Source organism: Gordonia polyisoprenivorans NBRC 16320 = JCM 10675 (assembly GCF_000241325.1).
Lineage (GTDB): Bacteria > Actinomycetota > Actinomycetes > Mycobacteriales > Mycobacteriaceae > Gordonia > Gordonia polyisoprenivorans.
The window spans coordinates 97869-124224 of the sequence record NZ_BAEI01000054.1 but is presented as its reverse complement, the minus strand read 5'-3'; the positions used below and the strand labels follow the sequence as shown (position 1 = coordinate 124224).

General features: G+C 67.6%; 19 protein-coding genes and 1 pseudogene. 5 read left to right on the top strand and 15 right to left on the bottom strand.

Annotation, left to right across the window (positions count from 1 at the left end):
- Positions 1-30 precede the first annotated feature (30 nt).
- Complete coding sequence (gene glgP / locus GOPIP_RS13095) at positions 31-2586, top strand: alpha-glucan family phosphorylase (protein WP_170320201.1); 2556 nt, start codon at positions 31-33, stop codon at positions 2584-2586.
- Positions 2587-2619: 33 nt separating this feature from the next.
- Here glgP and GOPIP_RS13090 read toward each other — a convergent pair whose 3' ends face one another.
- The 3 genes from GOPIP_RS13090 to GOPIP_RS13080 form a co-directional block, all read right to left on the bottom strand.
- A complete protein-coding gene (locus tag GOPIP_RS13090; protein WP_006370156.1) occupies positions 2620-5172 on the bottom strand; it encodes an FHA domain-containing protein in 2553 nt (850 codons plus the stop codon).
- 193 nt (positions 5173-5365) lie between these two features.
- On the bottom strand, positions 5366-7207 hold the full coding sequence (gene arc / locus GOPIP_RS13085; RefSeq protein ID WP_006370155.1) for a proteasome ATPase: 1842 nt from the start codon (positions 7205-7207) through the stop codon (positions 5366-5368).
- Positions 7208-7380: 173 nt separating this feature from the next.
- On the bottom strand, positions 7381-8211 hold the full coding sequence (locus tag GOPIP_RS13080; protein ID WP_006370154.1) for a tRNA (adenine-N1)-methyltransferase: 831 nt from the start codon (positions 8209-8211) through the stop codon (positions 7381-7383).
- A 191-nt stretch (positions 8212-8402) separates the two neighbouring features.
- Here GOPIP_RS13080 and GOPIP_RS13075 point away from each other — a divergent pair, with 191 nt between their 5' ends.
- Positions 8403-9317, top strand: a complete 915-nt coding sequence (locus GOPIP_RS13075; protein ID WP_035727954.1) for a RecB family exonuclease — start codon at positions 8403-8405, stop codon at positions 9315-9317.
- 29 nt (positions 9318-9346) lie between these two features.
- On the opposite strand, the gene GOPIP_RS13070 is transcribed toward GOPIP_RS13075, so the two are convergent.
- Entirely contained in the window at positions 9347-10969 is a 1623-nt protein-coding gene (locus GOPIP_RS13070; RefSeq protein ID WP_035727970.1) for a PE-PPE domain-containing protein, read from the bottom strand.
- A gap of 263 nt (positions 10970-11232) precedes the next feature.
- On the opposite strand from GOPIP_RS13070, the gene GOPIP_RS13065 reads away from it, so the two are divergent.
- Positions 11233-12066, top strand: coding sequence for a thioesterase family protein (locus GOPIP_RS13065; protein WP_035727951.1), 834 nt, complete (start codon positions 11233-11235; stop codon positions 12064-12066).
- Between the two features lie 30 nt (positions 12067-12096).
- Here GOPIP_RS13065 and hisG read toward each other — a convergent pair whose 3' ends face one another.
- The 4 genes and pseudogenes from hisG to GOPIP_RS29700 form a co-directional block, all read right to left on the bottom strand.
- Positions 12097-12942: an ATP phosphoribosyltransferase gene (gene hisG / locus GOPIP_RS13060; protein ID WP_006370150.1), complete on the bottom strand. Its 846-nt coding sequence runs from the start codon at positions 12940-12942 to the stop codon at positions 12097-12099.
- Between the two features lie 69 nt (positions 12943-13011).
- Positions 13012-13275 carry a phosphoribosyl-ATP diphosphatase gene (locus GOPIP_RS13055; protein WP_006370149.1) on the bottom strand — a complete coding sequence of 88 codons (264 nt, stop codon included), beginning with the start codon at positions 13273-13275 and terminating at the stop codon, positions 13012-13014.
- Positions 13276-13281: 6 nt separating this feature from the next.
- Positions 13282-13965, bottom strand: coding sequence for an HAD family hydrolase (locus GOPIP_RS13050; RefSeq protein ID WP_006370148.1), 684 nt, complete (start codon positions 13963-13965; stop codon positions 13282-13284).
- Positions 13966-14016: 51 nt separating this feature from the next.
- A pseudogene (locus tag GOPIP_RS29700) lies at positions 14017-15554 on the bottom strand (hypothetical protein).
- A 131-nt stretch (positions 15555-15685) separates the two neighbouring features.
- Here GOPIP_RS29700 and GOPIP_RS13040 point away from each other — a divergent pair.
- Positions 15686-16609, top strand: coding sequence for a manganese-dependent inorganic pyrophosphatase (locus GOPIP_RS13040; RefSeq protein ID WP_035727967.1), 924 nt, complete (start codon positions 15686-15688; stop codon positions 16607-16609).
- 44 nt (positions 16610-16653) lie between these two features.
- Here GOPIP_RS13040 and metH read toward each other — a convergent pair whose 3' ends face one another.
- The gene (metH, locus tag GOPIP_RS13035) at positions 16654-20265 is read right to left on the bottom strand and encodes a methionine synthase (RefSeq protein ID WP_006370144.1); all 3612 of its coding nucleotides are present in this window, start codon (positions 20263-20265) and stop codon (positions 16654-16656) included.
- Positions 20266-20315: 50 nt separating this feature from the next.
- On the opposite strand from metH, the gene GOPIP_RS13030 reads away from it, so the two are divergent.
- A complete protein-coding gene (locus GOPIP_RS13030; RefSeq protein ID WP_006370143.1) occupies positions 20316-21197 on the top strand; it encodes a PAC2 family protein in 882 nt (293 codons plus the stop codon).
- 3 nt (positions 21198-21200) lie between these two features.
- On the opposite strand, the gene GOPIP_RS13025 is transcribed toward GOPIP_RS13030, so the two are convergent.
- The 6 genes from GOPIP_RS13025 to GOPIP_RS13000 form a co-directional block, all read right to left on the bottom strand.
- Positions 21201-21509 carry a hypothetical protein gene (locus tag GOPIP_RS13025; protein ID WP_006370142.1) on the bottom strand — a complete coding sequence of 103 codons (309 nt, stop codon included), beginning with the start codon at positions 21507-21509 and terminating at the stop codon, positions 21201-21203.
- Positions 21510-21579: 70 nt separating this feature from the next.
- Positions 21580-22821 carry a cysteine--1-D-myo-inosityl 2-amino-2-deoxy-alpha-D-glucopyranoside ligase gene (gene mshC, locus GOPIP_RS13020; protein WP_006370141.1) on the bottom strand — a complete coding sequence of 414 codons (1242 nt, stop codon included), beginning with the start codon at positions 22819-22821 and terminating at the stop codon, positions 21580-21582.
- A gap of 79 nt (positions 22822-22900) precedes the next feature.
- Positions 22901-23794 (bottom strand): SCO1664 family protein, encoded by an 894-nt coding sequence (locus GOPIP_RS13015; protein WP_006370140.1) that lies wholly within the window; start codon positions 23792-23794, stop codon positions 22901-22903.
- A gap of 57 nt (positions 23795-23851) precedes the next feature.
- Positions 23852-24565 carry a DUF3090 domain-containing protein gene (locus GOPIP_RS13010; RefSeq protein ID WP_006370139.1) on the bottom strand — a complete coding sequence of 238 codons (714 nt, stop codon included), beginning with the start codon at positions 24563-24565 and terminating at the stop codon, positions 23852-23854.
- A 27-nt stretch (positions 24566-24592) separates the two neighbouring features.
- On the bottom strand, positions 24593-25372 hold the full coding sequence (locus GOPIP_RS13005; RefSeq protein ID WP_006370138.1) for an MSMEG_4193 family putative phosphomutase: 780 nt from the start codon (positions 25370-25372) through the stop codon (positions 24593-24595).
- Positions 25373-25489: 117 nt separating this feature from the next.
- Positions 25490-26332 (bottom strand): undecaprenyl-diphosphate phosphatase, encoded by an 843-nt coding sequence (locus GOPIP_RS13000; protein WP_006370137.1) that lies wholly within the window; start codon positions 26330-26332, stop codon positions 25490-25492.
- Positions 26333-26356 lie beyond the last annotated feature (24 nt).

Sequence of the window (26356 nt, the reverse complement as noted above, 5' to 3'; positions counted from 1 at the left end):
CCGGTCGCCGACGTCGGTAGCGTCTACGCCGTGAAAGCCTTCCGCCGGTTCACCGTCCGCGTACCGCTCCCGGCCCCGCTCGCCGACCTCGACGTCCTGGCCCGCAATCTGCGCTGGGTGTGGCACAGCGACACCCAGGATCTGTTCGCCACGATCGACCCCGATCTGTGGCAGTCCTTCGCCGATCCACTACGCCTGCTCGCCGAGGTCGATCCGGCGCGACTGGCCGAGCTCGCCGACGACGACGGCTTCCGCGGTCGGCTCGAAGCACTGCGCGCAGAGCTCGACACCTATCGGGCCGAACCGCAGTGGTTCGGCCGTCAGGAACGCGACGGGGTGCCGATGCCCCCGGGTATCGCCTACTTCTCGATGGAATTCGGCATCTCCGAGGTGCTGCCGATCTACTCCGGCGGCCTGGGCATCCTGGCCGGCGACCATCTCAAGGCGGCCTCGGATCTGGGCCTGCCGCTCATCGGGGTCGGCCTGTTCTACCGCTCGGGCTACTTCCGGCAGAGCCTCTCGCACGACGGGTGGCAGATCGAGCGATACCCCGTCAACGATCCGGGGCTGCTGCCGCTGGACCTGCTGACCGACGGCGAGCATCCGGTCGACGTGACCGTGTCGATGCCCGGCGGACGCACCCTGCACGCCCAGGTCTGGGTCGCGACCGTGGGCCGGATCCCGTTGCTGCTGCTCGACACCGACATCCCGGCCAACGACGATGAACTGCGTTCGGTGACCGACCGGCTCTACGGTGGCGACCAGGATCATCGGATCAAACAGGAGATCCTGCTCGGCATCGGCGGGGTGCGCGCCCTGCGCGCCTTCATCGCGGCCACCGGCCGCCCCGAGCCCACGGTGTTCCACATGAACGAGGGACATGCGGGCTTCCTCGGCTCCGAACGCGTGCGCGAACTCGTCGAGTCGGGCCTCGACGTCGGCTCCGCGGAGTCGGTGGTGCGCGCGTCCAACATCTTCACCACCCACACCCCGGTCCCCGCAGGCATCGACCGTTTCGGCAAGGACCTGGTCTCGTTCTACCTCGACGCCGACCCCGGTGGTGGGTCCCGGTTGCTGCCCGGCCTGTCCGCGGCGACGGTCCTCGAACTCGGCAATGAGGGTGATCCCGGCGTGTTCAACATGGCGCACATGGGTTTTCGGCTCGGCCAGCGGTCGAACGGGGTGTCGCAGCTGCACGGCGAGGTCAGCCGAGAGATGTTCGCCGGGCTCTGGCCGGGCTTCGACGCCGACGAGGTGCCGATCGGGGCGATCACCAATGGCGTGCACGGCTTCACGTGGGTCGCGCGCCCCTGGCGCGAACTCGTCGGCGCCGACGAGGACTCGGCGGCATCCCGGTACGCCGAATTGTCGGCGGCCGATCTGTGGAAGACCCGGCAGACGCTGCGCGGCGGGCTGGTCGACGAGGTCCGCCGACGCGCACACGCCAGCGGCCGGGACCGCGGATTCAGTGAGGTCGAATTATCCTGGACCGCTGATCTTTTCGACCCCGAGGTGCTGACCATCGGCTTCGCGCGCCGCGCCGCGACCTACAAGCGGCTCACGCTCATGCTGCGCGATCCCGACCGTCTCAAGCGCATCCTCACCGACCCGCAGCGTCCGGTGCAACTGGTCATCGCGGGCAAGGCGCACCCGGCCGACGACGGCGGCAAGGCGCTCATCCAGCAGGTGGTGCGTTTCACCGAGGACCCGGCGATCCGCGATCGCATCGTGTTCCTGCCCGATTACGACATCTCGATGGCGCGGCACATCTACGCCGGCTGCGACGTCTGGCTCAACAACCCGGTGCGGCCGATGGAGGCCTGCGGTACCTCGGGGATGAAGTCGGCGCTCAACGGCGGCCTGAATCTGTCGATCCTCGACGGATGGTGGGACGAGATGGCCGACGGCGAGAACGGCTGGGCCATCCCGTCGGCCGAGGGCGTCACCGACGAGAACCGGCGCGACGACCTCGAGGCCGAGGCACTGTATTCGCTACTGGAGAACTCGGTCATCCCGTTGTTCTACGCGCGTGAGACCAGCGGCCTGCCCGAGCGATGGGTCGAGATGGTCCGGCACACGCTCTCGGTTCTCGGTCCGAAGGTGCTCGCGTCCCGGATGGTTCGTGACTACACCACCGAGCTGTATGCGCCTGCGGCCCAGTCATTCACGGCCGCGGTCGCCGACGACTACGCGGCCGCCCGCGACCTCGCCGCCTATCGCAGGCGCGTCGAGGCGGCGTGGCCGTCGGTGATGATCGCGGGGCTCGACGAGTCCGGCGACCCGGGTGCCCGGCAACTACAGCTGACCGCCCAGGTCGGTCTCGGCGGGATGGCTGCCGACGAGGTGACGGTCGAAGCGGTTCTCGGTCGGGTCGACGACGCCGGCGACATCGTCGAGCCGACCGTGTCGCCGATGAGCCCGGCCGGTGGTCCCGACGCCTCGGGTCGGGTGGCCTTCACCACGACGATCACCCCGCACCGTTCCGGTGTGCTCGGTTACACCGCGCGTGTGTTGCCGCGCCAGCGGCTGCTCGCCGACGACGCCGAACTCGGACTCGTGCGGTACCCGGCGCCGGCCGGCGGGTGAGAGAGACGGCTCGGAGACCCCCGCGTCTGCGGCTCAGCGCTTCTTGAGCCGCAGACGCGAATAGGTGAACACATACAGGATCACCGCGATCACCAGCAGCACCCCGAACGCCAGTCCGGCGTGAGCGGGTGAGGTCTGCCAGAGTGAGACCTTCTGGGTCGCGTCGGGATTGATCGTGGGCAGATCGACTGCGCCCGCCGACGCCACGTAGCCCCAGTACGACGGGAAGATCCACGAGAGCTGTTGTAGGCCGGGCTTGTCCAGCGCGAACAGGCCACCGCAGAACACCAACTGCACCATGATGATGATCACCAGCGGTGGCATCGCCTGCTCCTGCGAGCGAACCGCCGCCGAGATCGCCAGACCGACCAGGGTCGACACGCACGCCAGCGCGGCGATCGCAACGAACAGGGCCACCGGCGGCGGCACCAGCGGACCACCGAGATGCGGCAGCCCACGGCCGGCGAAGGTGATCGCGACCATCACCGCGCTCTGCAGCATCGCGGTGCAGAAGAACACCACCACCTTGGCCCACAGGTAGGCGCCCGGTCGCAGCCCGACCGCCCGTTCGCGTTCGAAGATGTCGCGCTCGCCGACCAGGTCGCGCATCGTCAACGCCGCACCCATGAACGCCGCCCCCACCACCAGCACGACGAGGATCTGCACCGCCTCGACCGGGTCCTTGGCCGCCGGACGCGGCGGGATCAGGTTGGGGTCGGCGGCCATCTTGGCGTTGAATCCATCGCTGCCCGGGATGACCAGCGTCAGCAGGCCCAGCACCACCGGCAGCAGGACCAGGAACGCCAGGTAGCCGACGTCGGCGAAGATCAGGCGTATCTGCCGGCGACCGATCGTGCTCGACTGTCGCGTGAAGCTGGTCTGCGGCACCGGTATCGGGGGCCCCGGCGGTCGCGGCGGTGGTGGTGGTGTCGGCGCTCGTCTGCCCTGCAAATAGCGCATGTGCGCGGTGTCGGGGGCATCGGCGACGAAGGCGAAGATCTCCGCCCAGTCCGAGGTGCCCATCGCGGCACCGACCTGTGTCGGCGGTCCGCAGTAGGCGGTCTTTCCGCCCGGCGCCAGCAGCAGCACCTGGTCGCACATCGACAGATAGGTCAGCGAGTGGGTGACCACCAGGACCACGCGGCCGGCGTCGGCGAGGCGGCGCAGCGTCGACATCACCTGGCGGTCGAGGGCCGGATCGAGGCCGGAGGTGGGCTCGTCGAGGATCAGCAGCGAGGGCCCGGTGAGCAGTTCCATCGCCACCGACGCGCGTTTCTGCTGGCCGCCGGAGAGCTTCTCGACGCGTGTGTCGACGTGCTCGGTGAGCTGCAGCTCGGCGAGCACACCGTTGATCACGTTGTCGCGGTCGGCTTTCGACAAATCCGGCGGCAGACGCAGCTCGGCGGCATAGCGCAGGGCCTGGCGCAGGGTGAGCTTGTGGTGCAGGACGTCCTTCTGCGGCACCATGCCGATCCGGGTGCGCAGCGAGTCGTATTCCTCGTGGACGCTGCGGTTCTCGAAGGTGACCCGCCCGCTGGTCGGCGAGTTCAGCCCGGCGACGATGCGCGAGACCGTCGACTTGCCTGCACCCGAGGGGCCGATCACCGCGGTCAGCGATCCGGGTCGGGCCGAGAACTCGACGTCCTGCAGGAGTTTCTTACCCCCGTCGACGACGAGGCTCACACCGTTGACCTGAAGGCCACCGGCGACCACATCCTGGGACTGGCCGCGCATCAGGCTTCCGCCGGACACCACGAAGTCGCTGTTGCCGATGGTGACGACATTGCCGTCGGTCAGCCGAACCCGTTGCACGCGTTGGCCGTTGACATAGGTACCGTTGACGCTTCCCAGGTCTTCGATGTACAGACCGTCGGGTCGGGACAGCACCCGGGCGTGATGGCGCGAGGCGAGTACGTCGCTGACGACGATGTCGTTGTCGGGGGTGCGGCCGATCGACTGTGAGCCGGCCAGCGAGATCGTCTCGCGGCCCGGACGTTCGGCGCGTCCGGGCAGCTGGTAGATCGCCGAGACGTTCTGCTTGAGTGCCTGCAGGTGCGGCGCATCGGCGAGTTCAGCGGGCATCGGCGCGACCGCCCCGGGTTCGTAGGAGCCGGGCGCCGGCACACGCATCGGTATCCGAGCAGAACCTGCAGCGACCGGTCGTGGACCGGATCCCGCCGGGCCGGGCGGGGCAGGAGGTGGGCGTCGTGGGGGTTGCGGCGGAGGCGGGACCGGCGAACCCGGCCGCGCGACGGCGCCGTACGGCTGCCCGGCGGGGCCCGCCGCCGGCGGGGCGTCGAGCGCCACCTCGACGAGCGGGCCGGTGGTCGCGTCACCGAGCCGGAAGCCCGCGCCGCCGGTCAGTGGCAGTTCGGACACCCGTTGCGGACCATGGAAGAAGCCGTTCGTGCTGCCTGCGTCGACAGCCCACCAGCCGGTCCCCCGCCACTCGATCGACAGGTGATGCCGAGAGACCAGCGGGTGGTTCACGACGACGTCGTTGTCGGGGGTACGGCCGATACGAACCCGTGGCGAATCGCCGAGTCGGTGCGTGATCCCGGCGACCGTCAGCCGGCCGGGGATCATCGAGACGCTGCTGTTCATCACCGACAGACTCTAATGCGTCCGAGGCCACCCGTCCCCGCCTCGTCGTGTGCATGACGGACAAATCGGGGGTGTCGGCGAAAGGTGCCGACGACACAGGTGGGGGTCGGACGAGAGCTGCCCACTCCCGAATCGGGAGTGGGCAGCGCCGAGCCGGTCCCGGACCGGTGTCGACCTAGAGGTACTGGCCGGTGTTGGTCTCGGTGTCGATGGCGCGGCTCGCGCCCGAACTCTTGCCGGTGACCAGCGTGCGGATGTAGACGATCCGCTCGCCCTTCTTGCCCGAGATCCGGGCCCAGTCGTCGGGGTTGGTGGTGTTGGGCAGATCCTCGTTCTCGGCGAACTCGTCGAGGATCGAGTCGAACAGGTGCTGCACCCGCAGACCCGGTGCGCCGGTGTCCAATTGCGACTTGATGGCGTACTTCTTGGCCCGGTCGACGACGTTCTGGATCATCGCACCGGAGTTGAAGTCCTTGAAGTACATGACCTCTTTGTCGCCGTTGGCGTAGGTCACCTCCAGAAAGCGGTTCTCATCACTCTCGGCATACATGCGCTCGACGACCTTCTCGATCATCGCGTTGACGCATGCGGTCCGGTCGCCTCCGAACTCACCGAGGTCGTCGGCGTGCACCGGTAGTGACTCGGTGAGGTACTTGGAGAAGATGTCGATCGCCGACTCGGCGTCGGGACGTTCGATCTTGATCTTCACGTCGAGTCGTCCCGGCCGCAGGATGGCGGGATCGATCATGTCCTCACGGTTGGAGGCACCGATGACGATCACGTTCTCGAGGCCTTCGACACCGTCGATCTCGCTGAGGAGCTGCGGGACCACGGTGGTCTCCACGTCCGAGGAGACACCGGAGCCACGGGTCCGGAAGATCGAATCCATCTCGTCGAAGAACACGATGACCGGGGTCCCCTCCGACGCCTTCTCCCTGGCCCGCTGGAAGATCAGGCGGATGTGTCGCTCGGTCTCGCCGACGAACTTGTTGAGTAGTTCGGGGCCCTTGATGTTGAGGAAGTAGGACTTGGCTTCCTTGGCGTCGTCGCCGCGCACCTGGGCGATCTTCTTGGCGAGCGAATTGGCCACCGCCTTGGCGATCAGCGTCTTACCGCAGCCGGGAGGACCGTAGAGCAGCACACCCTTGGGCGGACGCAGCGCGTAGTCGCGGAAGAGATCCTTGTGCAGGAACGGCAGCTCGACGGCGTCGCGGATCTGCTCGATCTGCCGACCGAGGCCACCGATGTCCTCGTAGCCGACGTCGGGCACCTCCTCAAGCACGAGATCCTCGACCTCGGCCTTGGGGACGCGCTCGAAGGCGAAGCCCGCCTTGGTGTCGATGAGCAGGGAGTCACCGGGGCGCAGCTTGCGACGCTTGCCGTCCTCGCCGTCGACCTCGCCACGTAACGGCTCGGCCAGCCACACCACGCGCTCCTCGTCGGCGTGCCCGACGACGAGTGCGCGGTTGCCGTCACCGAGAACCTCACGCAGCGTGCTGATCTCGCCGACCGAATCGAAGTCGCAGGCCTCGACGATCGTCAGCGCCTCGTTGAGGCGCAGGGTCTGACCCTTGTGCAGCACCTCGGTGTCGATGTTCGGCGAGCACGTCAGGCGCATCTTGCGCCCCGAAGTGAACACGTCGACGGTCTGGTCCGGATGGATCTCGAGCAGCACGCCGTAACCACTCGGGGGCTGTCCGAGCCGGTCGACCTCTTCGCGCAGGGCGACGAGTTGCTGACGCGCCTCTTTCAGGGTTTCGAGGAGCTTGGCGTTGCGGGCGGTGAGGTTGTCGACGCGATCCTGGAGATCCTTCGGATCCGACGCCCGGGTGAACGCCGAGCGCTCCCGTTCCGCACGCGCCGCGGCCAGAGGCGGGGTGTAGGCAGGGGTGAACGTCTCCCCCGCATCGACGTCGCGCGTACGCGCGGGGTCGACGTCGCGCGCATGCGTGGACTCGCTCGGGTCATTGCTGCCCGTGTTCTCCACCGAGGCTTCATGGCGATCAGATTCGGTCATTACTGACTCCTCTCCCCGGCAATCGCTCCCAATGGAGCGCTTGCGCCGTAACACCACGCTACCGGCAGGAGAGAAGAATCGCCGTGCACTGTGCGAGGAGAGATGTTGATGGTGTGTTAAATGTGCGTCTTCGCAACGTATTAGCGATGTTTCCGGCGCGGCGGTGCGCGGATTCAGCCCCGCGTGGGGCGCCGTTGCGGCCGGAGCGTGGTGGTGCCCTCGGCCAATCGTCGTGCCGTGATCAGAAACGCGGTGTGTCCTTGCATTTTGTGTTCGGGCCGGACCGCGAGGCCGACCGCGCTCCAGTCACGTACGAGCGACTCCCAGGCCCGAGGCTCGGTCCAGCACTCCTGGTCGCGCAGCGCCTCGATGACACGCGACAATTGCGTGACCGTCGCCACATAAACCGTCAAGACTCCGCCTGGTTTCATGATCGAACGCACCACATCGAGCGGCTCCCACGGCGCGAGCATGTCGAGGATGACGCGATCGAATTGCTCGGTGACGGCGATATTCGCCAGATCGTCGATCACCAGCGACCAATTCGCCGGATGGCCGCCGAAGAACGTCTCGACATTGCGCTGGGCATGCTCGGCGTGATCTTCGCGGATCTCGTACGAGGTCACCTCGCCACGCTCGCCGACGGCGCGCAACAACGAGCAGGTCAACGCACCGGACCCGGCACCGGCCTCGAGCACTCGCGCACCGGGGAAGATGTCACCTTCGGTCACGATCTGCGCGGCATCCTTGGGGTAGATGACCTGTGCACCGCGGGGCATCGACAGGACGTAGTCGACGAGGAGCGGACGGAGCGCCAGGTATTCGGTTCCGCTCGTCGCCGCGACGATGCTCCCCTCGGGCGCGCCGATGAGGTCGTCGTGTGCGATCGCACCGCGGTGGGTGTGGAACTGTTTCCCGGTTTCCAGGATCACCGTGAACTTGCGGCCCTTGGCGTCGGTGAGCTGGACCCGGTCCCCGACGACGAACACGCCACTCGACGCCATCAGGTGGTGCTCTCGCGCAGCATGGGGGTGTTCCTCTCGGGGCTGGTGTTACATGTGTTGTCTACTGTGGCAGGACGTTTCCACTGTCGAGGATGTGGTCCCCCACCGCGCGCGGCGCTTGTCACCGACGCTCGCGGCGTTTGTCGCCGATGTACTCGGGTTTGTCACAGCCGCGCCCTACCCTGCCAAATGTGACGACCACAGTTTCTCCCGGGTCCACCCAGGCCACTGCTGCACCCGCCCCGGCCGCGGGCGGCCCGACCCCGGACGAGGTGTCCGCGCCGGGCTCCGGGCGCGGTCTCGTCGGTCGGCCGTTGGCTCTGTCACCCTCTCGTGCCGCCGACTTCAAACAATGCCCGCTTCTCTATCGCTATCGTGCGATCGACCGGTTCCCGGAGACACCGACGAAGGCCCAGACCCGCGGAACCGTCGTCCACGCCGCACTCGAGAACCTCTTCGACATGCCGGCGTCACTGCGCACCCAGGAATCCGCGGACTTTCTGGTGGAGGGGGCCTGGGCGGCGCTGTGCGAGGCCGATCCGACGCTGGCCGAGTTGATCGGACCCGGCGATCACGAGGCCTTCCTCGCCGAGGCGCACGGACTCATCGAGAACTACTACCGGATGGAGAATCCGACGGCCTTCGATGCGGCCGCGGTGGAAGAACACGTCGAGATCGAGGCCGATGACGTGCTCATGCGCGGTTTCATCGATCGGATCGACATCGCACCCACCGGGGAAATCCGTGTGGTCGATTACAAGACCGGTCGCGCGCCCGGTGAGGCATATGAGGCCAAGGCGCTGTTCCAGATGAAGTTCTACGCGCTGGCGATCCTGCGGATTCGGGGGGTGGTCCCCGCCCGTCTGCAACTGATGTATCTGTCCGACGGGCAGGTGCTCACCTACACCCCCGATCGCGACGAGCTCGAGCGTTTCGGCCGCACGTTGTCGGCGATCTGGCGGGCCATCCGGGCAGCCGTCGCCTCCGGCGACTTCCGGCCGCGTCGATCACGCCTGTGCCGGTACTGCGAACATCACGAACGGTGCCCCGAGTTCGGCGGCGAGATTCCCGAATACCCCGGTCCGCCACCGGGTTTCACGGCCTGAGCCGACGCTCGGCCGGGTGGTGTGTCAGGTCACCCGGCGTTGGTGGCGCCCGAAGCGCCGTCGCCTGAGCCCCCGTCAGTTGCGCCGGCCGTGCCTGTTGTTGCCGTCCCTGTCGTACCCGAGGTCACGGTGTCGGCGTGCCGACCACTGCCCTGCAGGCGGTGCCGTCCCCCGCCCTGTTCGGGCTGATCGGCCGGGGACTGCTCCCCCGTCCCGGCGCTCCCCGTCTGGGTGGTTCCCGTCTGGGTGGTTCCCGTCTGGGTGGTGGACGTCTGGTCGCCGCCGGGCGCCTCGGGCGCTCGATGTCGCCCGGCGGTCGTCGGTGCAGTGAGCGCCGAATCCTGTTGGGGTGCAGTGGTCTCGCTCGGCGCGACGGCCTGACTCAGCGGTGCGGTCTGGCTCGGTGGCGCGGGCTGGCTCGGTGGCGCGGTGTCACCCAGCGGCGCCGCGGTGTCGGGTGCGGATGCGGTCCGGGCTTGTGGCGACGATGCCGTGCGTTGGTCCGGGCTGATCACGACCGGTACGGCCGCGTTGTCGACGGCGGGGCCTTGCAGCGGATAGAAGGCGTTGTTGACCTTGTCCCAGCGCGCGACGTCGGCGGTGTCGTAGCCGATCCCGAGTTCGTCGTTGACCAGCATCGCCAGCATCGTCAACGGATGGTGATCAGGCTGATAGACGAGGTAGGTGGTGTTGCCGTCCTGGCTGTACAGCGTGGTCGGTTCCTGGCTGTAGTCGATCAGGTCCCCGTAGTTGTCGGCGCCCATGCCGGAGTGGATGGTGATGAAGCCTGCCGCGTCGACGAGGAGCGAACTCACCGGCCGATACCAGACCCACTGGAAGTTGGCGACCGGATCACCCACCACGATCACCGAGGTCACCGGCAGTTGGTCACCCGTCGCGCCCGGATCGCGAGCACCGTTGGATTCCGCACCGAACGCCTCGAAAAACGCCCCCACCAGCGGTTGCTCGGCGGCCCAGGCCTTCAACCCCCACGGGGAGCGCGGATCGGAGATGAGAATGATGTGCGAGTTGGCCGTGTCGATCGAGCCCGAGCCGACGGCCTGTTCGGCAGCGTTGCCCAGCGCTTCGGCGCCCTGGGAGTAGCCGGTGTAGACGACGTGGGGCGCGGTGGGCGCAAGCTTCTGAAACTCCTGCATCACCGTCAGATTGTTGTCGACCGCGATATCGCGCGACTGGTCGTAGGTGGGCGCGAAGATCGGGAGCACTGCGCCGGACCGTCCCGAGGTGAGCGGGGCAAGTGATTCGGGATAGTCGATGACGATGGTCTCGCGACCGGCGCGCATGCCCTTGATCCGCGGGTACAGCGTGCCGTCGTCGGTCCCGGGTGTGACGACGATGATCGCGGAGCGGTCGGCATGGGGGTCGCCGACCGACAGCCAATCCGGACACGGATCGGGAATCGGGGTCGTGACCCCGGACTGATCGCCGGACGAGTCGCCTGCGGGAGCGACCGGACAGTCGTCCGGTGTTGCCGCGCGCACGACACCCTGGTCCTCCAGCCACGCGATGGTGCCGTCGACTCCGGCACCGGCTGCGGCAGTGGTCGCCGACAGGGTCATCGGTACGACCGCACCGAGACACAGCGCGCATCCGGCGGCCGTACTCGCGACCGCCTTTCGTACTCCGTACAAGACGTCTTCCCCTCGATCGATCACCGCGTGGACGTCGCGGATCCACCAGGGCTCCCATCAATGAGTCATGTTGCCCGCTGTTCGTGATCAACATGCTCGGATCGACGGTGGTGAACGAAGTTCATCCTGGACGTTTGACCGGTCGAACCCGGTGCAAATCCACGAAGATTCACCCGATCGGACGAACAGTTGCGATCGTTTAACCGACTTCGACTCCCGGCCTGTACCCACCCCGGAGCGGACTATGCCGACTCACATAGGCTGTGGTCGTGGAGACCAGTTACTACGTTCCGGAGGGTTCGGGTTCGGACGGGTTCGAATACTTTCGACCGACGTCGGCGACCATCAGTCCGTGGTCGTCGGACATCCAGCACGGGGGTCCTCCCACCGGACTGTTGATGCGGGCGCTCGAGCACGCGGCGCCGGAGACGTCGATGCACTTCACCCGAGTGACCACCGAGATCCTGGGTGCGGTCGGGCTCGAGATGAATCGGGTTCGGGCGCAGGTGATCCGGCCGGGCCGCCGCATCAGCATGGTCGCCGCCGACCTCGAGGTCGTCCAACCCGACGGCTCGTATCGTCCGGTGGCCCGGGCGGTGGCGTGGCGATTGCGCGCCCACGACACCTCGACGATCGCGGTGCGTCCCCAGTCGCCGCTGCGTCCGACACCCGAGGACATCGATGTGAAGGTCGGCGTCACCGCGGATAGCTCACTCGGGGTCGACTGGGGCACCGAGGGATTCATCGGCTCGACGGAGTCGGCGGTCACGACGGGCAGGCTCGGCGCCACACCGGCGGTCTGGCTACGGCCGGCGGTCGAACTCGTCGCCGGGGAGAAGATCTCCGATCTGCAATCGATCATGACCGTCGTCGACGTCGCCAACGGCCTCGGCACCCGATTGCGTCCGGACGAGTGGACGTGGATGAACACCGACACAACCGTGCACTTCTCAACGGTGCCGTCCGGGCAGTGGCTCGGCATCGACGCCGAGTTGGCCGCGGGTTCCGACGGATTCGGCGCGACCTTCGCCGATCTCTACGACGCGGACGGGTTCATCGGACGGTCCGCGCAGACGGTGCTGCTCGACGGCCGCTGAGTGGCAACCGGCGGCCTACGCCCGTAAGGCTCAGAACCGGCAGGACCGGATGTCGGAGGCCAGGATCGCCCGCACACCGAGTTCGGAGAGTTCGTCCATCAGGTTCTGGTGGCTCTTGCGCGGCACCATCGCGCGCACGGCGACCCAGTCCGGGTCGGCCATCGGTGAGACGGTCGGCGATTCGAGGCCCGGGGTCAGCGCGATGGCCTGATCGAAGATGCCGCGGGGGCAGTCGTAGTCGATCATCACGTACTGCTGACCGAACACCACGCCCTGCACACGTTTGACGAATTGCCGTGCGCGCTTGTCGGTGTCGGTACCGGCACGACTGATCAGCACGCCTTCGGAGTCACACAGCGACTCACCGAACGCGGCCAGTCCGTGCTGACGCAGCGTCCGTCCGGATCCGACGACATCGGCGATCGCGTCGGCCACGCCGAGCTGGATGGAGATCTCGACCGCTCCGTCGAGGCGGATGATCTCGGCCTCCAGTCCGCGCGAGGCCAGGTCGGCGCGGACGAGATTCGGATATGACGTCGCGATCCGTTTGCCTGCGAGGTCGGCGACGGTCCACTCCTGATCGCCCGGTGCCGCATAGCGAAAGGTGGAGCTGCCGAACCCCATGGCGAGCTCCTCGTCGACCTCGGCGCCCGAGTCGCGCGCGAGATCGCGGCCGGTGATGCCCAGGTCGAGGGTCCCGGCGCCGACATAGATGGCGATGTCCTTGGGACGCAGAAAGAAGAACTCGACGTCGTTGGCGATGTCGAGGACGGTCAGGTCCTTGCTGTCGGTCCGCTTGCGGTAGCCGGCCTCGGCCAGGACGGCGGCCGCCGACTCCGACAGCGCGCCTTTGTTGGGTACTGCGACTCGCAGCATGATCACTCCAGGGGTAGCCGGTGAGCTGAGGGGATGACGGGCGATGGGCCGCGCCGGATCGGGCGCGACCTACAGATGGCGGTAGACGTCGGCCGGCGAGAGACCGCGCTTGATCATCATCACCTGCAACCAGTAGATGAGCTGGGAGATCTCCTCACCGAGCGACTCATCGGACTCGTGCTCGGCGGCGAGCCACACCTCGCCGGCCTCCTCGATGATCTTCTTGCCGAGGGTGTGCACGCCCGCGTCGAGAGCGGCGACGGTTCCGCTGCCGGCCGGCCGGGTCTGTGCCTTGTCGGTCAGCTCGGCGAACAGCTCGTCGAAGGTTTTCACGAGTTCCTATCCTCGCACGTGGGCTGTTTCGAGTTCGGCGAGGGTGACCCCGACGAGCGAGGTCCGGAACTCCCGCAGCGGACCCGGCGGAATCGGCGCCGTCGAGGGCACCACGAGCGTCGTGCATCCGGCTGCGGTCGCCGACGAGGTCCCGGTCGGCGAATCCTCGACCGCGCGGCATCGGCGGGCGTCGACCCCGAGGAGCTCCGCCGCCCGCAGATACGGATCCGGTGCCGGCTTGCCTGTGGCGACCTCGTCGCCGCACACCGTGACGGCGAAGAACCGCCGGTCGAGGGTGTCGAGGGCGAGCTCGGTCAGTTCGCGGACGGTGTTGGTGACCAGTGCCATCGGGATACCGGCCGCGGCTACGAGTTCCAGCGTCTCGCGGGCGCCCGGTCGCCACGGCAGGTCGTCGGCGAACAGTTCGGCGACCCGGTCGAGCAGCCAGCGTTCGTCGCGGGCGTGATCACGCTCGGCCGCCGAGAGTCCGGCGGCGTCGTAGACCTTGTCGAGTGCGTCGTCCATGGAGTTGCCCAGCGTCGACTCCCGCAGTCCCGGGGTCATCGGATAGCCGTGTCGCAGCGAGAGTTCGGCGACGGCGATGTCCCACAGGCGTTCCGAGTCGAGCAGGGTGCCGTCCATGTCCCAGAGGACGGCGTCGGGAGTACGACGATCGGCGGTTGTCGGCACGAGAGAATCATCGCCGACGAGCGGTGATCACACCCAATCCGGTGACCCCGGTCACCGGCCGAGGACCGCTCCGCGAGCTCGCCGCAGGGTGTCGGCCACCGCCCAAACAAGCCCGAGCGCGGCCAGCCCCATCATCGACGCGTAGATGCCGAGCGCGGTGTCGCCTCGCCCGGAGGTGTAACCACCGGAGCCACCGTGTCCGCCGGGCGCACCTCCTCCGGTGCCGCCCGGGGCACCACCACCCGGTGCCCCGGCTCCGGGCTGACCACCGGTATCGCCGTGCCATCCGCCGCCCGATCCGCCGCCGAAGCCGTGCTCTCGACCGGGGCCCTGGCCACCGCCGAAGCCCCGACCCCCGCCGAAGCCCTGACCACCCCCGAAACCCTGGCCACCCCCGGAACCCTGACCACCGAAACCGCGGCCGGCACCGAAGCCCTGCCCCTGATCCCCGCTCAGTGAGGAGTGGTACACACCGATCGCCGCGGCCTGGATGAGAATCGGGATGATCACGAAGCGCAGCGGCAGGTAGAACGCCATGATCACGCTGAGCACTTCTGCCAGGTAGAAGTACCGGTCGTGCATCGCCGGCAGCAGGAACGGCACGATCACCGCCGACGCGGTCGCCACCACGAGGATCGACGCGGGCGTCACCGGCGGCTTCTTCCACACCGACCACGCCAGGAACATCACGATGATCGCCGCGGCGAGTCCGATGCCCAGGCGCGCCAGCCAGGTGGCGTCGCCGGAGATCGGGATCAGTTGGTACAGGTTGGCCGCCCCGAGGGTGAGTTGTTTGTAGGAGTCGGTCTGGTGCAGATACACCGACAGCGCATCGGACCACGGGGCGCCGACCGCCACGGCGGGAAGCACCGCGGCGACGAATACCGCGGGAATCGCGGCGAGGGTGTACCACGGCAACCTGCCGCGTAGCAGCATCCACGCCAGGATCGGCAGCACGAAGACCGCCTGCAGCTTGAACGACAACGACAGTCCGAAGAAGGTGCACGCCCACAACGAGTTCAGGACATACGCCCGGTGGGTGATGCCCTCGCGCTGCGCGCGCAGCAAGAAGTAGATGCCACCGACCGCGAATGCCGAATAGATCGCGTCGGCCTGACCCCACCACGCGCTGTTGGCGATCACCGACGGGAGGAACAGGATCACGCCGAAAGCCAAGGCACGCAGGGGTGAAGTCGATCGGTGCGCAGGGCGACGATCCGGTAGGCGAAGAAGCCCAGGACGAGATCGAAGGTCACCGAGAGTGCCTTGATGCCGATCAGCGTCGGAGCGTGGACGACGGTGAGCAACCAGATCAGGTAGAGGTAGGGGTAGTTGTAGTCGGCGAACTGCTCTTTGAACGCCCCGAAGCCCTGTGTGTCGAGGGTCTCGTACCAGCGCGACAGAAACGCCCGGTAATCCATCGTCTCCATCGAGTGGAAGTGCCACCGCACGCCGAGTGCAACGGCCACCAGGGCGCCCAGCACGAGCCATCGTGCCCACGTCGGCGCGGTGCGAGAAGGTCCGATGTCGGTCGTCGGTTCGTCTCCGGCGTCGGACACCTCGGTGTCCGGAAGGGTCGCAGAGGTCATGACACCAAGGGTGGACACCGAAGCTGGGAGGCCGGTGGACGCACGCTGGGAATCGAATGGCCCCGCCCCCGCGCGCGGCGATCCGCGTAGTGTTCGCCTCGCACACCCCCGGCAACCGTGAGGACGGCGGCATGACGGTTCTCGTCTTCGGACATCGCAATCCCGATACCGACGCCATCGCGTCGGCGCTGGCTCTCGCCTGGCTCGAGGTGGCACTCGGAACCGACGCCCACGCGGTCGCGCTCGGCCCGCCGAATCCCGAAACCGCCCATGCGTTGGCCTGTTTCGGCGTCGACGCCCCCCGGGTCATCGAACGCGCTCGGCCGGAGACCGATCAGGTGATGCTCGTCGACCACAACGAACGGCAGCAGAGTGTCGCCGACATCGACGAGGTGACCGTCCTGCGCGTGGTCGATCACCACCGTGTGGCCAACTTCACCTCGGTCCTCCCGCTGTATTTCCGGGTCGAACCCGTCGGATGCACCTGCACGATCCTGGCCCGCATGTACGCGGAGAACGCGGTGCCGATCCCCCGCGCGATCGCCGGGATGATGGTGTCGGCCATCATCTCCGACACCTTGCTGCTGCGCTCGGTGACCACCACCGACGACGACCGCCGGGTCGCGGCCGAGCTCGCCGGCATCGCCGGGATCGACCTCGACACCTACGGCGACGCCCTGCTGCGCGCCGGCGCCGCGCTCGGCGATCTCGGAGCCGCCGAACTCATCGACCGGGACGCGAAGAGCTACACGCTGGGCACCACGCAGGTGCGTCTGTCACAGATCTCGAGCACCGATCCCACCGAGGTCCTCGACCGGCGCGACGAGTTCCTCGCGGCCATGGAGGCCGAGCGCGTCCGGGCGGGTGAGGATCTGTTGCTGCTGTTCGTCACCGACGTGCTCCGCGGGGATTCGGAACTCCTCGTGGTCGGCGAACCCGTCGCCGCAGTCGAGAAATCCTTCTCGGTCACCGTCGTCGACGGCCATGCACACCTGCCTGGGGTGGTCTCCCGCAAGAAGCAGGTGGTGCCGCCGTTGACCGCGGCCCTACGCTGACCTCGCGCCGTGCTCGGGTGCGAAGCACTCAGGTGTTGACGTACTCAGGTGTTGAAGTATTTTGCCTCCGGGTGGTGCAGCACGAAGGCATCGGTCGATTGCTCGGGATGCAGCTGCAGTTCCTCCGACAGGTGCACTCCGATGCGTTCGGGCTCGAGGAGCTCCATCATCTTGACGCGGTCCTCGAGGTCGGGGCATGCCCCGTACCCGAACGAGAAACGCGCACCCCGATATTCGAGGTCGAAGAAGCCCTGCGCGTTGTCGGGATCCTCGGCGTCGACGGCGCGGTCGGCGAACGCCAGTTCACCACGGACCCGCTGATGCCAGTACTCGGCCAGCGCCTCGGTGAGCTGCACGCTGATCCCGTGCACCTCGAGATAGTCGCGATAGGCGTCGCGTGCGAACAACTCGTTGGCGAAGTCGGCGATCGGCTGCCCCATGGTCACCAACTGGAACGGCAGCACATCGACGCGCCCGTCGGCCAGCGCCGCCTCGCGGGAGCGGACGAAGTCGGCGATGCACAGGAACCGTGACCGCTGCTGCCGCGGGAACGTGAACGAGAACCGGGTCGGCGCGTCGGGTGTCGGCTCGGTGAGTATGTGCACCACATCGCCGTCGCTGACCGCCGGGAAGTAGCCGTACACCACAGCTGCGTGCGCGAGGATGCCCTCGGTGGAGAGGCGATCGATCCATTCACGCAGACGGGGTCGGCCCTCGGTCTCGACGAGTTCTTCGTAGGTGGGTCCATTGCCTCCGCGCGCACCGCGTAATCCCCACTGTCCCAAGAACAGTGCGCGTTCATCGAGTAGCTGGAGGTAGTCCGCGACCGGGATTCCCTTGATGATCCGGGTGCCCCAGAACGGCGGGGTCGGGATCTCGTTGTCGGCGATGACATCCGAGCGTGCGGGCACCTCGACAGGCGTCTCGGCGGCCTTGCGTTTGGCGGCGATCCGCTGTGAGCGTTCGTGTCGCGCCTTGCGTTCGGCTGCTTTCTTCGCCGCAGCGAGGGAATCGGCGCTCTCCGGGACCGACCCGCCGCCGCGTTTGAACGCCATGATCTCGTCCATCAACCGCAAGCCCTCGAAGGCATCCCGCGCGTAATGGACCTGGCCCTCGTAGGTGTCGGAAAGGTCGTTCTCGACGTAGGCGCGGGTCAGGGCGGCACCGCCGAGGAGCACCGGGTAGTTGTCGGCGAGCCCCCGGGCGTTGATCTCCTCGAGGTTCTCCTTCATCACCACCGTCGACTTGACCAGCAGGCCCGACATGCCGATCACGTCGGCCCGCTTGTCCTCGGCGACCTCGAGGATCGTCGAGATCGGTTGTTTGATACCGATGTTGACGACCTCGTACCCGTTGTTGGACAAGATGATGTCGACGAGGTTCTTGCCGATGTCGTGCACATCGCCCTTCACGGTGGCCAGCACGATGCGACCCTTGCCGTCCTCGCCGGTGGCCTCCATATGTGGTTCCAGATGTGCCACAGACGTTTTCATCACCTCGGCGGACTGCAACACGAAGGGCAACTGCATCTGACCGGAGCCGAACAACTCACCGACGGTCTTCATCCCGGACAGCAGGGTCTCGTTGATGATCTCCAGTGGCGGTTTCTGGGTCATCGCCTCGTCGAGATCGGCCTCGAGGCCGTTGCGTTCACCGTCGACGATGCGCCGCTCGAGCCGCTCGAACAGCGGCAGGCGTGCGAGCTCCTGCGCGCGCGACTCGCGGGCCGAGGCCGCCGAGACGCCCTCGAACAACTCCATCAGCTTCTGCAGCGGGTCGTAGTCCTCGCGGCCCTCACTGTGTGTGCCCGCCGCCCCGCGACGGTCGTAGACCAGATCGAGTGCGACGTCGCGCTGTTCGTCGGGAATCTTGTTCATCGGCAGGATCTTCGACGCGTGCACGATCGCCGTGTCGAGTCCGGCCTGCACGCATTCGTGTAGGAACACCGAGTTGAGCACCTGCCGCGCCGCCGGGTTCAAGCCGAAGGAGATGTTCGAGATCCCCAGGGTGAAGTGGACGTCGGGATGCGCCTCGTGCAGCCGGCGGATCGCCTCGATGGTCTCGATGCCGTCGCGGCGAACCTCCTCCTGCCCCGTCGAGATCGGGAAGGTGAGGGTGTCGAGGATGATGTCCTCCTCGGCGAGGCCCCAGTTGCCGGTGATGTCGGCGATCAGACGTTCGGCGACGCGGATCTTCCAGTCCGCGGTGCGCGCCTGCCCCTCCTCGTCGATGGTCAGCGCGACCACCGCGGCACCGTGTTCGACGACCAGTGACATGATGCGCGAGAAGCGCGACTCCGGCCCATCGCCGTCCTCGTAGTTCACCGAGTTGACCGCGCATCGGCCACCGAGCGCCTCGAGTCCGGCGCGGATGACCTCCGGTTCGGTCGAATCCAGCATGATGGGCAGCGTCGACGAGGTCGCGAACCGACTCGCCAGGGCGGTCATGTCCGCAGCACCGTCACGGCCCACGTAGTCGACATTGAGGTCGAGCATGTGTGCGCCGTCGCGGGTCTGCTCCTTGGCGATGTCGAGGCAGCGCTGATAGTCCTCGGCGAGCATCGCCTCACGGAATGCCTTGGAGCCGTTGGAGTTCGTGCGTTCGCCGATCACCAGGAAGCTGGCGTCCTGATCGAACGGAACCGCGGAGTAGAGCGAGGACGTCTCCGAGATGTGTGCCGGGGCGCGATCGGCCTTGGTGGTCTCGGCGACCGCGGCGGCCACCTGACGGATGTGTTCGGGGGTGGTGCCGCAGCAGCCGCCGACGAAGGCCAATCCGAACTCACCGACGAAAGTGCTGAGCGCCGAGGCCAATTCGTCGGGCTGCAGCGGATACTCCGCACCGTTGGGCCCCAGTTGCGGCAGCCCCGCGTTGGGCATCACCGACACCGGGATCCGGGCGTGGCGGGACAGGTACCGCAGATGCTCGCTCATCTCCGCGGGCCCGGTCGCGCAGTTGAGTCCGATCATGTCGACACCGAGCGGTTCGATGGCGGCCAGCGCCGCTCCGATCTCGGAGCCGAGCAGCATTGTCCCGGTGGTCTCCACGGTGACGTGGGAGATGATCGGGATCCGTCGGCCGAGCTCGTCCATCGCCGCACGTGCGGCCACCACTGCGGCCTTGACCTGCAGCAGATCCTGCGAGGTCTCGATGAGGACGGCGTCGGCCCCACCGTCGAGCATGCCGGCGACGCACTCGAAGTAGGCGTCGCGGATCACACCGAAGGTGGTGTGCCCGAGACTCGGGAGTTTGGTTCCCGGACCGATGGATCCGAGGACGAACCGGGCGGTACCGTCGGCCGAGGGGCCCATCTCGTCGGCGACGCCCCGCGCGATCGCTGTCCCCTTGTAGGACAGTTCACGGATGCGGTCGGCGATGTCATAGTCGCCGAGATTGGACAGGTTGCAGCCGAAGGTATTGGTTTCCACCGCATCAGCGCCCGCCTCGAAGTAGGCCCGATGGATCTGCTCGAGGACGTCGGGCCGGGTGTCGTTGAGGATCTCGTTACAACCCTCGAGACCTGCGAAATCGTCGAGTGTGAGGTCGGCTGCCTGCAGCATGGTCCCCATCGCGCCGTCGCCGACCAACACGCGGCGCGCCATGGCCGACAGGAAGGTGGTGTCGTGGTTTCCCGGGTTCGGCGTGTGCGACGACATGGTGTTCAGAGTAGTTCGCTCTCTCTTGGGTTCGGTCGTAGGCTGGATCAGTGAACGCCGAGCAGATGTCGAACCTTCCCCGCTTGCGCAAACCCATCCTGCTGGCCGCCTTCGAGGGCTGGAACGATGCCGGCGATGCCGCGAGCAGCGCCGTGGAGCACCTTGCGCTCATGTGGGACGCGCGTCCACTCGCGGAGATCGACTCCGACGACTACTACGACTTCCAGGTGAACCGTCCGACGATCAAACAGATCGACGGGGTGACCCGCCGAATCGACTGGCCGACCACATCCATTTCCTACTGCAGCCCGCAAGGGGCCGACCGGGACATCGTACTCGTGCGCGGTATCGAACCCAACATGCGGTGGCGTGGTTTCTGCGCCGAGATCGTCTCCTACGCCGAAGCCCTCGACGTGGAGACCACCGTGATGCTCGGCGCCCTGCTCGCCGACACCCCGCACACCCGACCGGTGCCGGTCACCGGCAGTGCCTACAGCAGTGAGGCGGCCGCTCGATACAACCTCGCGGAGAGCCGCTACGAGGGACCCACCGGCATCACCGGGGTGCTGCAGGACCTGTTCGTGCAGGCCGGACTGCCCGCGGTGGCGTTCTGGGCCGCGGTCCCCCACTACGTCTCGACCCCGCCGAATCCGAAGGCGACGGTCGCGCTGCTGAACCGCGTCGAGGAGGTGCTCGACATCGAGGTGCCGCTGGGCACGCTGCCCGAGCAGGCCGAGGAGTGGGAGCAGGCGGTCACCGAGATGACCGAGGACGACGAGGAGATCGCCGACTACGTCCGGGGGCTCGAGGAGCGCGGCGACGCCGAGATCGACACCGACGAGGTGATGGCCAAGATCGACGGGGACGCACTGGCCGCGGAGTTCGAGCGCTACCTCAAGAGACGCGGCGGGCCCGGGTCGTTCGGCGGCTGAGGCTCAGCCGATCCGTTCGATCGACACGACCGGCGTGGTGATCCGCCACGTCCGGACGTCGGGGTCGTCGGCGGCACGCACCCAGAACTGTGCGGACTCCCCGACCCGGCAGGACTTCACCCCGAGCAGCGGGATGTCCTCGGAGTCGCGGCGCAGCGTGCTCACCGCCCACTCCTCGCTGTCGGTGCTGCCCACACCGGGTGCGCGCAGCAGCGTCATCTCATCGAAGTCGATGAGGTAGGTCGACGTCCGGGTCTGCACGGTCCACACCCCGGTTGCGGTGTCGGGATTGATCTCCTGCACACGAGCCACGCGCAAACCTTACTCACCCGGCGGCCCCGACAACCACCCGAGGTCGCCTTCGACGGGTCGGGCCGAGCAGTCAGGCCAGGCTCACACCGAGCAGCGCGTCGACCGCGGTGGCGAGCGCCTCCGGCGCCGCGGTGTCCCCACCGATCCCCTGCTCCACGTCACGACACCAACCGTCGACCGCGTCGAGTGCCTTGGGGGTGTCGAGGTCGTCGGCGAGATGCACGCGAATCCGCTCGATCACCGGCGTCGCGTCGGGGCCCTTGCCGCCTGTGACGGCACGTCGCCAGCGCGCGAGCCGCTCGGCGCCGATCGTCAGGACGGCATCGGTCCACATCCGGTCGCCGCGATAATGATCGGCGAGCAGTGCGAGCCGGATCGCGGCCGGGTCGACACCCTGCGCCCGCAACCGTGAGACGAAAACGAGGTTGCCACGGCTCTTGGACATCTTCTCACCGTCGAGTCCGACCATGCCGGTGTGGACGTAATGCCGTGCGAAGCGCCGGGATCCGGTCAATGCCTCGCCGTGCGCGGCAGAGAACTCGTGATGCGGGAAGATCAGGTCGTTGCCGCCGCCCTGGATGTCGAACTCGATGCCGAGCCGGTTCAGTGCGATCGCCGAACACTCGATGTGCCAGCCGGGCCGTCCACGCCCGAACGGCGCATCCCAGGCGGGTTCGCCAGGTCGTTCGGCACGCCACAGCACCGCGTCGAGCCGATCCCGTTTGCCCGCGCGATCCGGGTCCCCCCCGCGTTCGGCGAAGAACCGCAGCATCGTTTCCCGGTCGTATCCCGACTCGTAGCCGAATTGCTCGGTGGCGTCGATGCGGAAGTAGACGTCGGGGAATTCGGGATCGTCGACGACGTAGGCCGCCCCCGAGGCCAGGAGTTTGCCGACCATCTCCACGACCTCGCCGACCGATTCCATCGCGCCGATGTAGTCGCGAGGTGGGAGCACCCGTAGCGCGGTCATGTCGTCGCGGAACAGCTGAATCTGCTCACTGCCGAGGTCGCGCCAGTCCACCCCGTCGCGCTCGGCGCGCTCGAAGAGCGGGTCGTCGACGTCGGTGATGTTCTGCACGTAGTGCACGTCGTGGCCCTGATCGCGCAGCACGCGATTGACCATGTCGAAAGTCAGATACGTTGCGGCGTGCCCCAGATGGGTGGCGTCGTACGGGGTGATCCCGCACACGTACATGGTGGCCGTGGGGCCCGGGGCGACGGGGCGGACCGCGGCGCCCGCGGTGTCGAAGAGTCGGAGCGCGGGTCCGGCGCCGGGGACGGCGGGAACCGCGGGATCGGGCCACGAATGCATGCGTCCACTGTATGGCGGGCTCGCCAGGGATCGCGGACGGGGGCCACGGGTCATCGACGCGGGTGGGCGCGGCGACGATTCAGAACGGGGGCCAGGGAATGGGCCGATGGCCCGGCGGAAGCGGCATGGTCTCGGTCTCGGCGAGTACCAGTGCGCGGATGGTCAACGCGTCGATTTCGTCGACGGTGATGTGCCGGGCCAGGTCGGTGCGCAACGTCGACGACGTGGTTTCCAGTGCCTCGGCGAGGCCGACGACATCGGCGAGCAGGTGCGCCGGAACGGGTTCGCCCGCCCAACCCCACAGCACCGTGCGCAGTTTGTCCTCGCTGTGCAGGCAGATGCCGTGATCGACGCCGTACACCCCGCCGTCGAGCCCTTCGAGCACGTGACCGCCCTTGCGGTCGGCGTTGTTGAGGAGCACGTCGAGCACGGCCATACGCAGCAGACGCGGATCGTCGGCGTGCACCAATTCGACCGGTTCTCCCCGCCCGTCCAGGGCACGCAGGATGGACCGATATCCGTCGGGCACCGCGTCGGGCGGACAAAGATCCACCAGATCGATTCTCGGAGCCGGCAATTCGGGGTCATCGGGATCCGGGGTGTCGATCCACCGTTGCACCATCCCCACCCCGAGCGGTCCATCGCGCAGCACGGTCGTCGGGATCGCGTCCCATCGCAGCGACTGCGAGATCAGATAGGACGCGACTTCTCGTCCGGCCAGGGTGCCGTCGGGGAAGTCCCACAGCGGGATCTCGCCGCGCACCGGCTTGTAGACACATCGCACCGCGCGGTCGCCGACGACGGCGTCGCACACCAGGGTGGCATTGCTGGCCGTCGGGATGCGGCCTATGATCGTGAGTTCGCCAGCGCGCAGCACTGCATCCTCGGCGACATCGGTGTCATCGGCGGCGTCGGCCCCCGACTCCGGGTGCGAATCGGGTTGCGGCACACCGGAAGCGCCCACGGCGCTCATGGCGCGGCCGCGCGCTGGTGCTCGGTCCGGCGCTCGGTCACGACACCGCCACCGCGGTCATCGGGAGCCACCCTCCGGACCTGCGTCGGGATCGTCGCTGCTGTCGCCGCCCGGGTCGTCGGACGGCGGGTTCTCGTCGTCACCGAGCAGCGGCGGACCGTCGGTGAGCCCGTTGAACACCTCGGGATCGATGAAGTCCAGCGACTTGCTCAGTTCGGCATCACGCTTGTAGCCATTGGTCCGTACACAGAGGTGCCCCTGGTCGTCGAGCGGTTCGCCACAGAGCGGGCACGGGGGTCGGCCCGCCGAGATCACCCGGGTGGATCGGGCGGCGAACTCGCGGGCGGCGCGCGTCGTGAGGAACACGCGCACCGCGTCCGGGCCCTCGTCGGTGTCGTCGAGGACCACGCTCTCGTCGAACTCGCCCTCGGTGATGGCGAGCAACTCCACCACGACCGCCTCGGATTCGGCATCCCACCCCAGCCCCATGGTGCCGACCCGGAACTCGGCATCGACGGGCATGACGAGCGGACTGAGGTCGTTGACCTGCTCGGCCTCCGGCGGAATCGGGGTCCCGAAACGCCGATGGATCTCCTCGAGCAGGGCGCCGATCCGTTCGGCGAGAATCTGGACCTGCTGCTTCTCCAGGACGACGCTGATGATGCGCGCCTCGTGCACGGCCTGGAGGTAGAACGTGCGGTCACCGGGCTGCCCGACGGTACCCGCGACGAATCGGTCAGGACTGCGGAACACGTGTATCGCTCGTGACATCACCCACCTCCTTACGCTGTGTGGTCATTATCCGTCCCGGCCGGTCCCCGCGGCCACCGGTGCCTCCGGCTGCGGTTCGATGTCGGCGGGCCCGGCAGATGGTGGTGGGCTCGCGTCGTCGGAACCGGTGTCGCCGCCGATCACCGCATCGTTGGACGCCGGTGGCCGGATTGGCACCGACAAGGTCTTCGTCGAGTTCACCGTGTGCACGTAGGGCCGGGTATCGCCGTAGCGGATGATGCTCACCGAGGCGGGCTCGACGACGATGCGTTGGAACGAATCGAGATGCATCCCCATGGCATCGGCGACGATCGCCTTGATCACATCGCCGTGCGAACAGGCCACCCACACCCCGGCCCCGTCCGATCCGCCGTACTCGCGGTCGAGAGCACGAACCGCCGCGACCGCCCGTGCCTGCACGGTGGCCAGGCCCTCACCGTCGGGAAAGACCGCTGCGGACGGATGCTGCTGCACGGTTCTCCACAGTGGCTCCTTCAGCAACTCGCCGATCGTGCGGTTCGTCCACGCACCGTAGTCGACCTCCGCGAGATCGTCGACGACGATCTCCGGCACATCGTGTCCCGCGTCGGCCAGAGCGGCCAGCAGCGGGCCCATCGTCTCGGCGCACCGCTGCAGTGGTGACCGGGCGACCGCGGTGATCGCGGCCAGACATGGCTGCAGACGGTCGACGAGCTCGGCGGCTTGCCCCCGGCCCTTGTCGTCGAGGGCCACGCCGGGAGTGCGTCCCGCGAGCACCCCGGAGGTGTTGGCCGTGGAACGTCCGTGGCGCACGAGGATCACGGTCATGCCCCAACCTTATGCATCCGCAGGAAACACAGCACATCGGTCCCGGTGGGCGAGCTGACGGCTCCAGGTCATGTGGCGTCGATGACACCGTGTCATGTGGCGTCGATGACACCGGTGTCATGTGGCGTCGATGACACCGCTGGCCAACAGGCCCATCACGACGAGACCCAGGATGACCCGATAGCCGCCGAACCAGTTCATCGAGTGGTGGCTGACGAAGCGCAGCAGCCAGGCGATCGAGACATAGCCGAGCACGAACGCGACGAGGGTGGCCACCACCAACTGAGCTCCGGCGGCCTCCATCCCGCCACCGGTCGGATGGATGGCGTCGGGGATGCTGAACAGTCCCGACGCCAGCACCGCCGGGATGGCGAGCAGGAACGAGAAGCGGAACGCGGCCTCGCGTTCGAGCCCGAGGAACAGGCCTGCGCTGGCCGTCGCCCCCGACCGGGAGACGCCCGGAACCAGCGCCAGACACTGCGCCAGACCCATGACGATCCCGTCACGCAGCGTCAACTGCTCCATCGAGCGGCGTTGGGTCGCGAGACGTTCGGCCAGCCAGAACACCCCCGAGAACAGGATCAGCACCGTCGCGACCAGCCACAGATTGCGGGCCGCCGAACGGATCTCGTCCTTGAGCAGGAAACCGATCAGACCGATCGGGATGGTCGCGAGGATCACGTACCACCCGACGCGGTAATCGAGCCCACGCTCGTCGCGGGCGAGCAACCCGCGAAACCACGCGAGCACGATCCGGGCGATGTCACGGGCGAAGAAGACGAGCACCGCGGCCTCGGTGCCCAGCTGGGTCACCGCGGTGAACGACGCCCCGGCATCCTCCCCGAACATCAATTCCGAGGCGATGCGCAGGTGTCCCGAGGACGAGATCGGCAAGAATTCGGTGAGGCCCTGGATGGCGCCGAGGACGATCGACTGGGCCCACGTCATGGTGTCGGTCACGGCGGTCGATGCTACGCGGGATTT

Coding starts and splice junctions, on each gene's coding strand:
- GOPIP_RS13040 (WP_035727967.1), top strand. CDS start 15,686: ATGACGGTTCTCGTCTTCGGACATCGCAATCCCGATACCGACGCCATC.
- mshC (WP_006370141.1), bottom strand. CDS start 22,821: ATGCATTCGTGGCCCGATCCCGCGGTTCCCGCCGTCCCCGGCGCCGGA.
- GOPIP_RS13080 (WP_006370154.1), bottom strand. CDS start 8,211: ATGGCGTCGAGTGGCGTGTTCGTCGTCGGGGACCGGGTCCAGCTCACC.
- GOPIP_RS13015 (WP_006370140.1), bottom strand. CDS start 23,794: ATGAGCGCCGTGGGCGCTTCCGGTGTGCCGCAACCCGATTCGCACCCG.
- hisG (WP_006370150.1), bottom strand. CDS start 12,942: ATGCTGCGAGTCGCAGTACCCAACAAAGGCGCGCTGTCGGAGTCGGCG.
- GOPIP_RS13010 (WP_006370139.1), bottom strand. CDS start 24,565: ATGTCACGAGCGATACACGTGTTCCGCAGTCCTGACCGATTCGTCGCG.
- arc (WP_006370155.1), bottom strand. CDS start 7,207: ATGACCGAATCTGATCGCCATGAAGCCTCGGTGGAGAACACGGGCAGC.
- GOPIP_RS13005 (WP_006370138.1), bottom strand. CDS start 25,372: ATGACCGTGATCCTCGTGCGCCACGGACGTTCCACGGCCAACACCTCC.
- metH (WP_006370144.1), bottom strand. CDS start 20,265: ATGTCGTCGCACACGCCGAACCCGGGAAACCACGACACCACCTTCCTG.
- GOPIP_RS13090 (WP_006370156.1), bottom strand. CDS start 5,172: ATGATCCCCGGCCGGCTGACGGTCGCCGGGATCACGCACCGACTCGGC.